Source organism: Streptomyces sp. NBC_00390, from assembly GCF_036057275.1.
GTDB lineage: Bacteria > Actinomycetota > Actinomycetes > Streptomycetales > Streptomycetaceae > Streptomyces.
The window spans coordinates 6,149,675-6,164,739 of record NZ_CP107945.1 but is presented as its reverse complement, the minus strand read 5'-3'; the positions used below and the strand labels follow the sequence as shown (position 1 = coordinate 6,164,739).

The window sequence follows — 15,065 nt, the reverse complement described above, 5'->3', positions numbered from 1 at the left end:
AGGACAGCGGTCGGTGGCACTCAGGCCGGGAGCTTGAGCGTGATCGCCGACTGGAGCAGTTCGGGCGTGGTCCAGGCGGACCTCGCCCCGGCGTAGGCGGAGCCGAAGACCGCCGTGCTCAGGAGCAGTTGCTTCCGGGTGCCCTCGGGGGCGGTGACGGGGGCGCTGACGCCCGACGGCGCCTTGACGGTGACGGTGTCGCCGATGCGGTACGCGGTGACCTTGCCGTCGGCGAGCGCCTTGTTCCAGGCTTCGCGCCGCTGGAGTTCCGTACCGATGTCCCGCTGACGGGGGTTGACCAGCGGGGCGCTGTCGGCGAACAGGGCACGGTAGTCGGCGAGCACGTTGTCGAGCACCGGGTAGAGGATGCGCTCCTCGGCCAGGTTGGACTGGTGGACGTAGTGCGGGCGCGGGTCGCCCGCCACGACGTGGCCCAGCGCGATACGCGTCTCCTGCGGAACGATGTGGTCCGCGTAGCCGGTGGCGGTGTCGAGAGGTCCGGGCAGACAGGTGGAGGCGGGGTTGGTCTCGCAGATCCCGCTGCCCCCGTCGGCCGCCGAGGTGTAGATCCAGTTGTACTCGTCGGCCATCTCCGCGGCCGTTCCGGTGTTGTAGTACACGTTCATGGGGTGACGCGGCACGGTCAGCGCCGAGCCGACGGAACGCTGCTGCGCCTCCCGGGAGTTGTCGCTCCCGATCCACTTCACGCCGTTGTCGGCGAGGGCGCCAGCGAGGTTCGGGTTGTCCTGGGGCTGCTGCGGCAGGGTCTTCAGGCCGGAGTGCTCACCCGTGACCAGCTCGCTGCGGTCGACCGGAAGTCCCTTGCGCACGGCCCAGTCGTGGTTGTCGCGGATCTGCGAGGAGATTTCGGAGCGGCTCGTCCATCGGGTGTTGCCGGCCCCGTCCGCGGCACACTTCCAGGGCACGACCGACACGTCCTGGACACAGCCGAGGAAGGGGTGCGTGTACGTGTGGTTGATCCACCGGTACTGCGCCCGGTCCGCCAGCAGGCGGTCGGTGAGCGGGTCGCTGCCGCCGTGCTCGGCCTTCCACTCCTCGCCCGCGCCCGCGTTGTGCACCATGTCGAGGGTGAGTCCCGACGAGCGCTGCCAGGCCGCCGCGTACTCGGCGTCCGCGGCGGTCATCCGGATCGGGTCGCTCTCCTCGCCGCCGCCGACGCAGTCGATGTCGCCGGGGGTGCAGTTGCGCTCGGTGTCCCAGCGCGCGTCCGGCGCGAAGACGTCGTCGACGTGCACGGAGAAGTAGTGGCGGCTCTGGCCGAGGTGGATGCCCTGGGTGAGCCATTCGACGATTCCGCGGGCCAGCACCCGGAACTGCCGCTGATGGCGGTTGTACGCGAAGGTCACCACCAGCTCGCGGCGGCCGTCGTGCCCGTACTCGCCGATCAGGCTGGCGCGCCCCCCGCCGTCGCCGACGGGGGTGTCCAGATAGCTGGTGAAACCTTCCCTCGGCCTGCCCGCATAGCCATAGCTCTCGGTGATCAGCGGCGAGTTGTCCTCGAAGGCGACAGGGCCGTCGAGGTAGCCGAAGGGGCCGCCGCGCCCGGCGGCGGTCACCGCGCTCCCGGCACCGTCCAGTACGCCCGCGTAGCCGCCGTTGTCCGTGTACTCCAGGCCGACGCCGGGGTGGGCCCACGTGTACGCGTCCACCTGCCGGATGGCGAAGGTCCGCTCGTACGCGAAGAGCGCGGCGTTCTCCGCGGCCCCGGCGGCCGTGTCCGCACCGAACGGGTCCTCGTCGGGGACGACCACCCCCTGGTACTTGGCACGCGGGCGGCCGCTCACGGTGTCGCTGAGGAACGCGGCGTTCACGACCGGGCGGTCCGGGTCGGTCAGATCCACGGTCCGGTACGGCACGCCGGTGTTCTGAAGTTCGGAGACGATCGCGTCGACCGCGCCGCCGCCGTCGTCGACGACCAGCACCGTCAGATCGACACGCGGCGCCGGGGCGGCCGCCGCCGACGCCGGGACGGCGGCCGCCAGCGTGGCGGCCGCGAGCGCTGTCGCGGTGGCTCTCGCCACGGTGATCGCGGGCATGCGTCGTCCGTACTGCTCCATCGATGTCCCCCCTCGGACTCCTCCTCGATGCGGTCCGCGAACGAGGAGGAACTGTGCAGATGATGCAAAAGGGCGCGCGCCGCCCCTTGCCGGAATGAAGCGAGTGTGGCCGAGGTCTCACCATCTGCGGGACAAACACGAAAGAGACGCCACGGACGAGTGAACCGCCGCCGCCGTGAGCGACACATATGGCCACGCGTAGGCTCTTGTCCGGCAAGGGGTTGCCGATCCACCCCCTTCGACGCCCCTCTACGGCACCCGAACTCAACGGAAGCGAGATTTCACCACCGTGACTGCTCTCACTCTCAGCACTGCCGGCGCGGCAACGCTGCGCGCCGACGCCCTCGTCGTGGGCGTTGCCAAGGGCGCCAAGGGTCCGGTCGTCGCGCCGGGCGCCGAGGCAGTGGACAAGGCGTTCGACGGAAAGCTCGCCTCCGTCCTCGAGACCCTCGGTGCCGGCGGTGGCGAGGGCGAGATCACCAAGCTGCCCGCTCCCTCCGGCCTCAAGGCGCCGGTCGTCGTCGCGGTCGGGCTCGGCAAGGCACCGGAGGCGGACGAGGCGTACGACAGCGAGGCGCTGCGCCGCGCCGCGGGCGTCGCCGCCCGCGCGCTGTCCGGTGCGAAGAAGGCCGCGTTCGCGCTGCCGATCGAGGCCGTCGAGGACGCCGAGGCGATCGCCGAGGGCGCGCTGCTGGGCGCGTACGCCTTCACCGCCTACCAGGAGAACGGCAAGGACGCGAAGAAGCCGCTGGCCGAGGTGGCGCTGCTGGGTGCGAAGCCGCGCGACAAGGCGTTCAAGGCCGCGGCCGAGCGCGCCCTCGCGCTGACCGAGGAGATCAACCGCGCCCGCGACCTGATCAACACCCCGCCGAACGACCTCACCCCCGAGGCCTTCGCCGCCGTGGCCAGCGCCGCCGGCAAGGAGCACGGCATCAAGGTGCAGGTGCTGGACGAGAAGGCACTCGCCAAGGGCGGCTACGGCGGCATCCTCGGCGTCGGCCAGGGCTCGCAGAACCCGCCGCGCCTGGTGAAGCTGACCTACACGCACTCCAAGGACGCCAAGCACCTGGCGCTGGTCGGCAAGGGCATCACGTACGACTCGGGCGGCATCTCGCTCAAGCCGGCCGGCCACAACGAGACGATGAAGTGCGACATGAGCGGTGCCGCCTCGGTGTTCGCCGCGGTCGTGGCCGCCGCCCGGCTCCGTCTCGCGGTCAATGTCACCGGCTGGCTGGCGCTCGCCGAGAACATGCCGTCCGGCAACGCCACCCGCCCGGGTGATGTGCTGCGCATGTACAGCGGCAAGACCGTCGAGGTGCTCAACACCGACGCCGAGGGCCGGCTCGTGCTGGCCGACGCGCTGACGAAGGCCTCGGAGGAGAACCCGGACGCGATCGTCGACGTGGCGACGCTGACCGGCGCGATGGTGCTGGCGCTGGGCAGCCGCACCTTCGCGATCATGTCCAACGACGACGCCTTCCGCACCGAGATCCACGAGATCGCGGAGGAGGTCGGTGAGGCGTCCTGGCCGATGCCGCTCCCGGCGGACCTGCGCAAGGGCATGGACTCGCCGACCGCCGACATCGCCAACATGGGCGAGCGGATGGGTGGCGGCCTGGTCGCCGGTCTGTTCCTGAAGGAGTTCGTGGGCGAGGGCATCACCTGGGCCCACCTGGACATCGCGGGCCCGGCCTTCCACGAGGGCGCGCCGTACGGCTACACCCCCAAGGGCGGCACCGGCACCGCGATCCGCACCCTGGTCAAGCTCGCCGAGCGCACCGCCGACGGCGACCTCGGCTGAGCCCTGCGTCACAGCGGCCGGCCCCGGGCATACGTCCGGGGCCGTTCGTGTTCGCTTGCTACGTTCACTTTCGACGTAACGAGCACATCACCCGTACGTTCGTACGGGTCAGTAACCGTCCGGGACGGCCCACCGGCCGTCTCAGACCCCGGCCCCGCGTCCCGCCTTCCGTCAACAAGTGCGAAGATGGGTTCTCGGCAGGACAGGGCCCCCACCACAGGGCCGAAGATTAAGCGGCCGAACACCAGCCGCCGCGCGGTCAGTGAGGACCGGCGAACGGCGCACATGCATGGAGGACGTGACGTGGCGAACGACGCCAGCACCGTTTTCGACCTAGTGATCCTCGGCGGTGGTAGCGGCGGTTACGCTGCGGCGCTGCGTGGGGCTCAGCTGGGCCTGGACGTCGCCCTGATCGAGAAGGACAAGGTCGGCGGCACCTGCCTGCACCGGGGGTGCATCCCCACCAAGGCCCTGCTGCACGCGGGCGAGATCGCCGACCAGGCCCGCGAGAGCGACCAGTTCGGTGTCAAGGCCACCTTCGAGGGCATCGATGTCCCGGCCGTGCACAAGTACAAGGACGAGGTGATCTCCGGCCTGTACAAGGGTCTGCAGGGGCTGATCGCCTCCCGCAAGGTGACCTACATCGAGGGTGAGGGCCGGCTGTCCTCCCCCACCTCCGTCGACGTCAACGGCCGCCGTGTCCAGGGCCGCCACGTCCTCCTCGCGACCGGCTCCGTGCCGAAGTCGCTGCCGGGCCTGGAGATCGACGGCAACCGCATCATCTCCTCCGACCACGCGCTGGTCCTGGACCGCGTCCCGCAGTCCGCGATCGTGCTGGGCGGCGGCGTGATCGGCGTCGAGTTCGCCTCGGCGTGGAAGTCCTTCGGTTCCGACGTCACGGTGATCGAGGGCCTCAAGCACCTCGTCCCGGTCGAGGACGAGAACAGCTCCAAGCTTCTTGAGCGCGCGTTCCGCAAGCGCGGCATCAAGTTCAACCTGGGCACCTTCTTCGAGAAGGCCGAGTACACCGAGGACGGCGTCCGCGTCACCCTCGCCGACGGCAAGACCTTCGAGGCCGAGATCCTGCTGGTAGCGGTCGGCCGCGGCCCGGTCTCGCAGGGCCTGGGCTACGAGGAGCAGGGCGTCGCGATGGACCGCGGCTACGTCCTGGTCAACGAGTACATGCAGACCAATGTGCCCACCATCTCCGCGGTCGGTGACCTGGTCCCCACGCTCCAGCTCGCGCACGTGGGCTTCGCCGAGGGCATCCTGGTGGCGGAGCGGCTGGCCGGGCTCAAGAGCGTGCCGATCGACTACGACGGCGTGCCGCGGGTGACGTACTGCCACCCCGAGGTCGCCTCCGTCGGCATCACCGAGGCCAAGGCCAAGGAGATCTACGGTGCGGACAAGGTCGTCGCCCTCAAGTACAACCTCGCGGGCAACGGCAAGAGCAAGATCCTGAAGACCGCGGGCGAGATCAAGCTCGTCCAGGTCAAGGACGGCGCCGTGGTCGGCGTCCACATGGTCGGTGACCGTATGGGCGAGCAGGTCGGCGAAGCTCAGCTGATCTACAACTGGGAGGCACTGCCGGCCGAGGTCGCGCAGCTCATCCACGCGCACCCGACGCAGAGCGAGGCGCTCGGCGAGGCCCACCTGGCCCTGGCCGGCAAGCCCCTGCACTCCCACGACTAGCAGTCCCGGGCGCGACGACCACTTCCGCACATTGTTAAGGAGCAACTGAAACCATGGCGGTTTCTGTAACCCTTCCGGCGCTCGGCGAGAGCGTCACCGAGGGCACTGTCACCCGCTGGCTGAAGGCCGAGGGAGAGCGCGTCGAGGCCGACGAGCCGCTGCTCGAGGTGTCGACCGACAAGGTCGACACCGAGATCCCCGCCCCGGCCGCCGGCATCCTCGCCTCCATCAAGGTCGCCGAGGACGAGACCGTCGAGGTCGGTGCCGAGCTGGCCGTCATCGACGACGGCACCGGTGCGCAGGCTGCCGCGCCGGCTCCGGCCGAGGCCGAGACGGTCGTGGCCGAGGTCCCGGCCGCCGAGGCCCCCGCCCCTGCCGCCGAGGCACCGGCCGCCGCGCCGGCAGCGCCTGCCGGTGGCGCTTCGGGCACCGACGTCGTCCTCCCCGCGCTCGGCGAGAGCGTCACCGAGGGCACCGTGACCCGCTGGCTCAAGGAGGTCGGCGAGGAGGTCACGGAGGACGAGCCACTGCTCGAGGTCTCCACCGACAAGGTCGACACCGAGATCCCGGCCCCGGCTTCCGGTGTGCTGCTGGAGATCGTGGTCGCCGAGGACGAGACCGCCGAGGTCGGCGCCAAGCTGGCCGTCATCGGCGCCCCGGGCGCGGCTCCGGCCGCAGCGCCCGCCCCGGCCGCTCCGGCGCCCGCCCCGGCTGCCCCCGCTCCGGCTCCGGTCGCCCCCGCGGCTCCGGCTCCGGCTCCGGCTCCGGCTCCGGCTCCGGTCCAGGCAACCGCGCCTGCCGCTCCGGCGCCCGCCCCGGCTGCCCCCGCGGCTCCGGCTCCGGCTCCGGCCGCAGTGGACGCCGGCGACGCGTACGTCACCCCGCTGGTGCGCAAGCTCGCTGCGGAGAACGGCGTGGACCTCCGTTCCGTCAAGGGCACCGGCGTCGGTGGCCGTATCCGCAAGCAGGACGTCATCGCCGCCGCCGAGGCTGCGAAGGCTGCCGCCGCGGCTCCGGCTGCTGCCGCGGCTGCTGCGCCGAAGGCTCCGGCCCTCCAGGCGTCCCCGCTGCGTGGCCAGACGGTCAAGATGACCCGCATGCGCAAGGTCATCGGCGACAACATGATGAAGGCTCTGCACTCGCAGGCCCAGCTGACCTCGGTCGTCGAGGTCGACATCACGAAGCTGATGCGGCTGCGCAACCAGGCCAAGGACGCGTTCGCGGCCCGCGAGGGCGTCAAGCTCTCCCCGATGCCGTTCTTCGTGAAGGCGGCGGCCCAGGCGCTGAAGGCCCACCCGGTCATCAACGCCCGGATCAACGACGACGAGGGCACCATCACGTACTTCGACTCGGAGAACATCGGCATCGCCGTCGACTCCGAGAAGGGTCTGATGACGCCGGTCATCAAGAGTGCGGGCGACCTGAACATCGCCGGCATCGCCAAGAAGACCGCCGAGCTGGCCGGCGCCGTGCGCGCCAACAAGATCACGCCGGACGACCTCGCCGGCGCGACCTTCACCGTCAGCAACACCGGTTCGCGCGGTGCGCTGTTCGACACGGTCATCGTGCCGCCGAACCAGGCCGCGATCCTGGGCATCGGCGCCACGGTGAAGCGCCCGGCGGTCATCGAGACCGCCGAGGGCACCGTGATCGGCGTCCGCGACATGACGTACCTGTCGCTCTCCTACGACCACCGCCTGGTGGACGGCGCCGACGCGGCCCGTTACCTGACGGCGGTCAAGGCGATCCTGGAGGCGGGCGAGTTCGAGGTCGAGCTCGGCCTGTAACGCCCCAGGGCCGGTCGGAGACGACCGGTGGTCAGTAGCGCGAGTGCCTCCGCACCGGAGCGATCCGGTGCGGAGGCACTTTGCTGTCCGCCCGGGCGGCGCAGTGCGGCAGCGTCCGCGGAAGAGGACGTCCGACCGTCGTCAGAGCGTCCCGTCCTTGACGGCGGCCACGAACGGCGCCCAGCCGTCGGCGCCGAAGACGAGGGCCGGGCCCTCGGGCCGCTTGCTGTCCCGGACCGGCAGGACGGACGGGAAGCCGTCGGCCACCTCGAGGCACGCTCCGCCCTCGCCGTTGCTGTACGACGACTTCCGCCACACAGCTGCGCTCAGTTCGACTGCGGTGCTCATGGTGTCGTGTAGTCCTTCGCCGCCGACTCAATCAGGGAGAGGGACGCCTTCGGTGACAGCGCGGCGGCCCTGACCAGATCGTATGACCTCTGAAACTTGGCCACCAGCGCTGGTGCATCGATGAGTTGGCCGGTGTGGGCACCCTCGGTGTAGACAACGGACGGGGCGTCGGCGAACGCCATGATGATGGTCGTCCCGTACATCAGCGCGTGCGGGCCGGACGAAAACGGCAGCACCTGCACCATGATGCGGTGGTGGTGACGGGCGCGATCGGCCAACTGCTCCAGCTGGTCCCTCATGACTCCGGGCTCGTCCACCGGCATTCGCAGGGCAGCCTCGTGCACGATGGCCCACAGTTCCGATCCTGCGGCGGTGTCGAGGCGGCGCGCGCGTTCCAGTCGGGCGGCCACATGCCGCTCCACCACGTCGTCCGGTGCAAACGGCAGCGTCGCACGCGTGAGGCCCCGCGCGTACGCCTCGGTCTGGAGCAGGCCCGGGATCAGCATGGGCGTGTAGTCGCTGATCGTTCGGGCGTCCTTTTCCAGCTCGGCCGCGTCCGCGAAGTAATCGGGGTGCTTGGACCCCTGCGCCAGCCTGCACAGCCGCTGGAAGTGCTCGCCCGACCCCAGCACCCCGTCCAGCAGCTTCGACATCTCGGCCTGCGGCCGTCTCGTCGCCGCCTCGAAGAGCCCGATGTACGCCCCGGAGCAGAACACCCGCTCCCCCAACTGCTCCTGGGACAGCCCCGCCGCCTCCCGCAGGCGGCGCAGCTCCGCGCCGTAGAACGACCTCGGTGAGGTGTAAGGGTCCAGTTCCTTCGCGCCGGGCATGGCCGACTCCCCTCCGGTGCACGGCAGTTGCCGACTCGATCCGCCCGACGATCCTAGCTGCGCAGCATCACCCAATGCCTACGGTCCGTAACAGTCGGTCCGCCGGCGGGATCACTGAGGTTCCGCTCCGTTGACGTGCTCCCTGACCCAAGGGCCGGGGATTCCTGCCACGGTCGGCTGACCGTCTCGGTGGCTTCCTGCTTCGACGTGCTGTGCCGGGACTTTCGTCCTGGTCTTACCTGCACTCTGCAAGGCGTTTAGCCTGTCCGCCCGTCCGGCGGCCAGGGTGTTCTTGGACGCGTTGTCGTCACGGTCGTGGACGGTCCCGCACGCCCCGCACGTCCACATACGGATATGGAGGGGTTTGGGGCCGTCCTTGACGCCGCAGGCGGAGCAGACCTGGGAGGTCGGCTCGAAGCGGCCGATCTTCCCCAGGTACCGGCCGTGTTTGACAGCCTTGTACTCCAGCATGGCGACGAAGGCGGACCATCCGGCATCGTGCACGGACTTGGCCAGCCTGGTCCTGCCGAGGCCGGACACCGCGAGGTCTTCCACGTACACCGCTTGGTTGTCGCGAATGATGCGCGTGGATGCCTTGTGGTGCCAGTCGCGGCGACGATCCGCCACCTTGGCGTGCTGGCGTGCGACCTTGATGCGGGCCTTGGCCCTGTTCTTGGACCCCTTGACCTTGCGGGACAGGTCCCGCTGGAGCCGCTTGAGCTTTTTCTCGGCGCGGCGCAGGAACTTCGGGGAGGAGATCTTTGTGCCGTCAGAGAGGACGGCGAAGGTCGCAAGGCCCAGGTCGATGCCGACCTCGGTGTCGAGTTGAGGAAGGATATCCGGCTCGGTGTCCACGACGAAGCTCGCGAAGTACCGGCTCGCGGCGTCCTTGGTGACGGTCAGGGATGTGGGTGCGGTCGGCAGCGGTCTCGACCATGCCACCTTGATGTTGCCGACCTTGGCCACGTACACCGTGCCATCGTCCTGAAGAGAGAAGGCATTGCTGTTCAGCCGGATCGACTGGCGGGAGTCCTTCTTCGACTTGTAGCGGGGCGGCGCTACCTTCGGGCCCTTGCGTTTGCCCTTGATGGAATCGAAGAAGTTCCGGTAGGCCGCATCCAGATCTCGCAGGGATTGCTGGAGCACAACCGCCGACACCTCCGCGAGCCAGGCGCGCGCTTCGGTCCGCTTGGCCTGGGTGATAAGCGCACGGGAAAGCGGAGCCGACGTCAGGTATGGCAGCCCGGCCGCGTGTGCTTCCCTGCGGGCGCGCAGACAGTCGTTCCACACCACCCGGGCACACCCGAACGCCTGCGCCAGCGCACGACGCTGGACAGCGTCGGGATACAGTCGGTAGTTGTATCGCAACTGCATGCACCCGACCCTACGGTGATCGGCCTCATAGATCCGAAGATCTGACCAAAGAGGCCGTCTCGATCAGCTCGATACGGGCCATGAATATGCGGGTGTCTCGGGACCGGGACGTGCTGCATGATCGCGTCATGCCGAATCCCGCTTCATTCCGCGACCAGACCAACTGGTCTGACGGCTACTACGAGCTGGCCATCGAGGTTGGACCAACTGATGACGCCCAGATACAGGCCATCCTGAGCGCTCTGTGGTCCGCTGCAGACGTGCAGGGTTGCTTTGGGCACAGCAACCGTGAGCCGCAGGAGCAGGATCCCGCGCCGTGCACAGTTGACTCCCTGGCCGAGTACGGTCACCTTCGCGATCAGATCCGTCTACCGACCGGCCAGCTGGCTGTGTGCGGTTGCGTGGCGATCCGCGGTGGTGATGAGGGCAGCGACTGGCTGGACCTCTACGTTCCCGTAGGAGCACTGGACAAGGCGGGAATCGCGTACTGGGACGACCGGCCGTTCTTCCGGTCCGCAGTCATGGATGACTGGCTCGCCGCCATCGGGACCGAGACCTTCAAACGCGCGTCCTTCAGCTTGGGTGTCATCGGCTTCGAGGTCTCCGGGTGCACCGACGCTTCAGCTATGGAGGGCAGGCTGCCCGAAGAGCGGACCATCGGATACTTGCTGCCCCAGGGCGAGGTCCTTCACTACGGCGCCGCCAACACCTGAGTCCGGCGATTCCGGATGGACACCAACCCGCGGTCGCAGATCAGGACGCGGTTTAACTACCGCGAGTATCCCGGCAGCATGAACCGCGCCGTGCACGGACACCGTGGTCGCCGACCCGCTTCGCGCCTCACGTGTCGGCGCCCCTCTCCGCCTTCCGCTTGTAACGTCGAGCAGCAACAACGCTCCCTCCAGCCCGTGCATCAGAACATCTTGAGATAATTCATCCTCGGCCTCGAGGTCGACGCTTTCACGGAAGATCACGGTAACCTCGGCCTCGGCCATCCCGTGAGGAGCTCACCCATGACCGTCCCCGTCGTCCACTCGCTGCGCGATCAGATCCGCGAGCACATCGTGGAGGGGATCGTGAGCGGGCGCTGGAAGCCGGGTGAGCGGATCGTCGAGCGGCGTATCGCCACCGAGCTGGAGGTCTCCCAGACCCCGGTGCGTGAGGCGCTGCGTGAGCTGGAGTCGCTGCGGCTGATCGAGTCGGCCCCCAACAAGGGCGTACGGGTACGGAATCTGACCGCGGCCGACCTCGAGGAGAGCTACCCGGTCCGGGCCGGGCTGGAGCAGATCGCCGCGGAGCTGGCGGCGGGGCGGCTGGCCGAGGACTGTTCGGCGCTCGAGCCGCATGTGGCGGCGCTGCACGAGGCGGACCGGGCAGGTGACTCGGCGGCCCAGGTACGGCACACCGTGGCGTTCCACCGTGAGCTGGTGAAGGCGGCCGGCAACGGCGTCCTGCTGCACACCTGGGAGGGCCTCGGCATCGAGGTGTTCACGGCCCTGTCCATCCGCTGGCTCGGCACGGTCCAGAAGTCGTACGCCGAGGAGCACGAGGACCTGGTGGCGGCGTTCCGCCGCCGCGACCCGGAGATCGGCGCCCTGGTGAAGGCCCACGTCCTGGGCTGCGCCCCGCGCGCGTAGCGCGTCCGGCCGGTCCCGCGCCGCTCGGGCCCGGCCCGGTCCGGGAGCGTTGCCCCCTTCGGGGCTCCTGCCTGCCCCCCGGGCGCGGCCGCGTCCATGTCCTGCGCATTCGGGGCGGGCCCGACCTCTCGAGTGGGGCCCGGCCGTGACCGTGGCGTGGGCCGCTCCGGGGCGGTGCCTGGTGGGCAGCGGCCCGGGGTGACGTCCCCCGGGGCGTGGCCGGTCCGTATCGGGGCCGGGCCCCCGCGGGATCGGCCGGGTCCGTCACCGTAGCGTTGGGCCGCTCCGGGGCTCGTGTCCGGGACTGCTTTCCCGGGACTTGCCCCGCTCAAGACCTACAACGCCTTACGCCCCGGACACGACCCCTGCGCGTCCCCGGCCGGGCCGTACGACCCGGTCCCGCACTCACCCCGCGTCCCGCCGGCCGGGACCGGAGACGCTGAACCCATGGGCAGCCCCCGGAGGCGGCCCGCACGCGCCGCGCCCCCCACGCTGCACCTTCGCGCCCGAAAAACCCCATTCGCCGCGGCACCCGGTGCCCGTTTTCGCGGCACGGGATGCCAATTTCTTGGTAATAGCAACTTTTTCCCCCTGAGACTTTGATCGATCATCGATCAGCGACTTACAGTCGACCACGGGTTCACCAACCCTTCGCCCTGTCCTGCCAGACAAGGCACCCCCTTGGCACCCCCCTGTCTCCACCCCCCTCCTGTCCGGAAGGCGGCGATCATGACCGACCCCGTAGGCAAGCTTCCGAGCGAGCTCGACCAGCTCCCGGACCGTGATGCCGAGGAAACCGCCGAGTGGGCGGCGTCCCTCGACGCCGTCACGGAGCACGCAGGCCCGCACCGCGCCGCGTACCTGATGCGCCGCACGCTCCAGCACGCCGAGAAGGCAGGCGTCGCCCTGCCCCGGCTGCTGGAGACGGACTACGTCAACACCATCCCGACCTCCGCCGAGCCCGCCCTCGACGGCGACGAGGCGATGGAAGCCCGGATCACGGCCTGGAACCGCTGGAACGCGGCAGCGATGGTCACCCGCGGCTCCCGGTTCGGCGTCGGCGGCCATATCGCCACCTTCGCCTCCGCCGCCTGGCTCTACGAGACCGGCTTCAACCACTTCTTCCGCGGCAAGGAGGGTGGGGGCACCCCCCAGGCCGGAGGCTCTGGGGGAGGGAGCGGCGACCAGCTCTACATCCAGGGCCACGCCTCACCCGGCATCTACGCCCGCGCCTTCCTCGACGGCCGCATCAGCGAGCAGCAGCTCGACAACTTCCGGCAGGAGGCGGGCGGAGCCGGCCTCCCGTCGTACCCGCACCCGCGCCGGCTGCCCTGGCTGTGGGAGTTCCCCACGGTCTCCATGGGCCTCGGCCCGCTCTCCGCGATCTACCAGGCGCGCTTCAACCGCTATCTGCTGGGCCGCGGGATCAAGGACACGTCGCAGTCCCACGTCTGGGCCTTCCTCGGCGACGGCGAGATGGACGAGCCCGAGTCGACGGCCGCTCTCGCCCTCGCCTCCCGTGAGCGGCTCGACAACCTGACGTTCGTCATCAACTGCAACCTGCAGCGCCTCGACGGACCGGTCCGCGCCAACTTCAAGATCGTGCAGGAGCTGGAGGCCCAGTTCCGCGGCGCCGGCTGGAACGTCGTCAAGTCCCTGTGGGGCTCGGCCTGGGACGAGCTGTTCCAGCTCGACACCACGGGCGCGCTGGTGCGCCGCCTGCGTGAGGTCCCGGACGCGCAGTTCCAGACGTACGCGACCCGCGACGTGGCGTACATCCGCGAGCACTTCTTCGGCGCGGAGCCCGCGCTCGTGGAGCTCGCGAGGCTGCTGACCGACGCCAAGATCGCCGAGTGCTTCCACACCTCCCGCGGCGGCCACGAGGCCCGCAAGGTGTATGCGGCGTACAAGGCGGCCGTCGAGCACAAGGGCGCGCCGACGGTGATCCTCGCGCAGACGGTGAAGGGCTACACGCTCGGCAAGGGCTTCGAGTCCAAGAACGCCAACCACCAGATGAAGAAGCTGACGACCGACGAGTTCAAGGGCATGCGCGACCTGCTCGGCCTCCCGATCGCCGACAGCGCCTTCGCCGACGGCCTGGTCCCCTACGGCCACCCCGGAGCCGACTCCCCCGAGGTCCGCTACCTCCAGGAGCGCCGCGCGGCGCTCGGCGGTCCGGCCCCGGCCCGCCGGGTGCACGCCGTTGCCCTGCCCGAGCCGCAGGAGCGCGCCTTCCAGGCCCTCCACAAGGGCTCCGGCAAGCAGGAGATGGCCACCACCATGGCGTTCGTGCGTCTGGTCAAGGACCTGATGCGGGACAAGGAGACGGGCAGGCGCTGGGTGCCGATCGTCCCGGACGAGGCCCGCACCTTCGGTATGGAGTCGCTGTTCCCGTCGGCGGGCATCTACTCGCCGCTGGGCCAGACGTACGAGCCGGTCGACCGCGACCAGTTGATGTACTACAAGGAGGCCACCGACGGCCAGATCCTCAACGAGGGGATCACCGAGGCCGGTGCCATGGCCGACTTCATCGCCGCCGCCACGTCGTACGCGACGCACGGCGAGCCGATGATCCCCTTCTACATCTTCTACTCGATGTTCGGCTGGCAGCGCACGGCCGACCAGATGTGGCAGCTCGCCGACCAGCTCGGCAAGGGCTTCATCGTGGGCGCGACCGCCGGCCGTACGACCCTGACCGGTGAGGGTCTGCAGCACGCGGACGGCCACTCGCACCTGATCGCGTCCACGAACCCGGCGTCGCTCAACTACGACCCGGCGTTCGCGTACGAGATCGCGGTGATCGTCAAGGACGGTCTGCGCCGGATGTACGGGGAGAACCCCGAGGACGTCTTCTACTACCTGACGGTCTACAACGAGCCCAAGCCTCAGCCCGCCATGCCGGAGGGCGTCGAGGAGGGCATCGTCCGCGGCCTGTACCGCTTCAAGGAGGGCGTGGCCGCTTCCGCCGACTCCCCGCGCCTCCAGCTGCTCGCCTCGGGTACGGCGATCCACTGGGCGCTGGCGGCGCAGGAGCTGCTGGCCGCGGACTGGGGTGTGACCGCCGACGTGTGGTCCGCGACCTCGTGGGGGGAGCTGCGCCGCGACGCCCTGGAGGCCGACGAGGCGCTGCTGCGCGGCGAGCAGCGCATCCCGTACGTCGCCCAGGCGCTGGAAGGAGCGCCGGGTCCGGTGCTCGCGGTCAGCGACTGGATGCGTCAGGTCCCGGACCAGATCAGCCAGTGGGTCGAGCAGGACTGGTCGTCGCTCGGTACGGACGGTTTCGGTCTGTCCGACACGCGTGAAGCGGCCCGCCGCCACTTCGGCGTCGACGCGCAGTCGATCACCGTCGCCGCGCTGGCGCAGCTGGCGAAGCGCGGCGAGGTCCCGGCCTCGGCCGTGAAGGAGGCGCGCGAGCGCTACGGCCTGTAAGGGCCCGCTCCCTTCGAATCCCCGGTGGCGCCCCGCCGCCGGGGATTCGGCCGCTCCCGCTCGCTGAAGCCTGTCGTCCCTGATCGGTG

10 protein-coding genes are annotated in these 15,065 nt (G+C 69.9%); 6 read left to right on the top strand and 4 right to left on the bottom strand.

Annotation, left to right across the window (positions count from 1 at the left end; all coding sequences use genetic code 11):
• Positions 1-20 precede the first annotated feature (20 nt).
• Positions 21-2,057, bottom strand: a complete 2,037-nt coding sequence (locus OHS70_RS27205; RefSeq protein WP_328401499.1) for a hypothetical protein — start codon at positions 2,055-2,057, stop codon at positions 21-23.
• A gap of 310 nt (positions 2,058-2,367) precedes the next feature.
• Between OHS70_RS27205 and OHS70_RS27200 the strand changes: the two genes are divergently transcribed.
• The 3 genes from OHS70_RS27200 to sucB all read left to right on the top strand — a co-directional run bounded on the left by OHS70_RS27200 (position 2,368) and on the right by sucB (position 7,358).
• Entirely contained in the window at positions 2,368-3,879 is a 1,512-nt protein-coding gene (locus OHS70_RS27200; protein WP_328401498.1) for a leucyl aminopeptidase, read from the top strand.
• A 303-nt stretch (positions 3,880-4,182) separates the two neighbouring features.
• Complete coding sequence (gene lpdA, locus OHS70_RS27195) at positions 4,183-5,571, top strand: dihydrolipoyl dehydrogenase (protein ID WP_328401497.1); 1,389 nt, start codon at positions 4,183-4,185, stop codon at positions 5,569-5,571.
• A gap of 53 nt (positions 5,572-5,624) precedes the next feature.
• Complete coding sequence (sucB, locus tag OHS70_RS27190; protein WP_328401495.1) at positions 5,625-7,358, top strand: 2-oxoglutarate dehydrogenase, E2 component, dihydrolipoamide succinyltransferase; 1,734 nt, start codon at positions 5,625-5,627, stop codon at positions 7,356-7,358.
• Between the two features lie 141 nt (positions 7,359-7,499).
• Here sucB and OHS70_RS27185 read toward each other — a convergent pair whose 3' ends face one another.
• The 3 genes from OHS70_RS27185 to OHS70_RS27175 all read right to left on the bottom strand — a co-directional run bounded on the left by OHS70_RS27185 (position 7,500) and on the right by OHS70_RS27175 (position 9,910).
• A complete protein-coding gene (locus OHS70_RS27185; RefSeq protein WP_328401494.1) occupies positions 7,500-7,706 on the bottom strand; it encodes a DUF397 domain-containing protein in 207 nt (68 codons plus the stop codon).
• Positions 7,703-8,536: a helix-turn-helix domain-containing protein gene (locus tag OHS70_RS27180; RefSeq protein ID WP_328401492.1), complete on the bottom strand. Its 834-nt coding sequence runs from the start codon at positions 8,534-8,536 to the stop codon at positions 7,703-7,705. Before OHS70_RS27180 ends, OHS70_RS27185 begins: the two co-directional genes overlap by 4 nt.
• A gap of 111 nt (positions 8,537-8,647) precedes the next feature.
• Positions 8,648-9,910: an RNA-guided endonuclease InsQ/TnpB family protein gene (locus tag OHS70_RS27175; RefSeq protein WP_328401490.1), complete on the bottom strand. Its 1,263-nt coding sequence runs from the start codon at positions 9,908-9,910 to the stop codon at positions 8,648-8,650.
• 128 nt (positions 9,911-10,038) lie between these two features.
• Between OHS70_RS27175 and OHS70_RS27170 the strand changes: the two genes are divergently transcribed.
• The 3 genes from OHS70_RS27170 to aceE all read left to right on the top strand — a co-directional run bounded on the left by OHS70_RS27170 (position 10,039) and on the right by aceE (position 14,976).
• A complete protein-coding gene (locus OHS70_RS27170) occupies positions 10,039-10,623 on the top strand; it encodes a hypothetical protein (protein WP_328401488.1) in 585 nt (194 codons plus the stop codon).
• A gap of 300 nt (positions 10,624-10,923) precedes the next feature.
• The gene (locus OHS70_RS27165; RefSeq protein WP_328401486.1) at positions 10,924-11,547 is read left to right on the top strand and encodes a GntR family transcriptional regulator; all 624 of its coding nucleotides are present in this window, start codon (positions 10,924-10,926) and stop codon (positions 11,545-11,547) included.
• 729 nt (positions 11,548-12,276) lie between these two features.
• Positions 12,277-14,976 (top strand): pyruvate dehydrogenase (acetyl-transferring), homodimeric type, encoded by a 2,700-nt coding sequence (gene aceE, locus OHS70_RS27160; RefSeq protein WP_328401485.1) that lies wholly within the window; start codon positions 12,277-12,279, stop codon positions 14,974-14,976.
• Positions 14,977-15,065 lie beyond the last annotated feature (89 nt).

What these genes read in the sequence shown, in the direction of transcription:
- OHS70_RS27205 (WP_328401499.1), bottom strand. Translation starts at nt 2,057, where the DNA reads ATGCCCGCGATCACCGTGGCGAGAGCCACCGCGACAGCGCTCGCGGCC.
- sucB (WP_328401495.1), top strand. Translation starts at nt 5,625, where the DNA reads ATGGCGGTTTCTGTAACCCTTCCGGCGCTCGGCGAGAGCGTCACCGAG.
- OHS70_RS27185 (WP_328401494.1), bottom strand. Translation starts at nt 7,706, where the DNA reads ATGAGCACCGCAGTCGAACTGAGCGCAGCTGTGTGGCGGAAGTCGTCG.
- OHS70_RS27180 (WP_328401492.1), bottom strand. Translation starts at nt 8,536, where the DNA reads ATGCCCGGCGCGAAGGAACTGGACCCTTACACCTCACCGAGGTCGTTC.
- OHS70_RS27175 (WP_328401490.1), bottom strand. Translation starts at nt 9,910, where the DNA reads ATGCAGTTGCGATACAACTACCGACTGTATCCCGACGCTGTCCAGCGT.
- OHS70_RS27170 (WP_328401488.1), top strand. Translation starts at nt 10,039, where the DNA reads ATGCCGAATCCCGCTTCATTCCGCGACCAGACCAACTGGTCTGACGGC.
- OHS70_RS27165 (WP_328401486.1), top strand. Translation starts at nt 10,924, where the DNA reads ATGACCGTCCCCGTCGTCCACTCGCTGCGCGATCAGATCCGCGAGCAC.
- aceE (WP_328401485.1), top strand. Translation starts at nt 12,277, where the DNA reads ATGACCGACCCCGTAGGCAAGCTTCCGAGCGAGCTCGACCAGCTCCCG.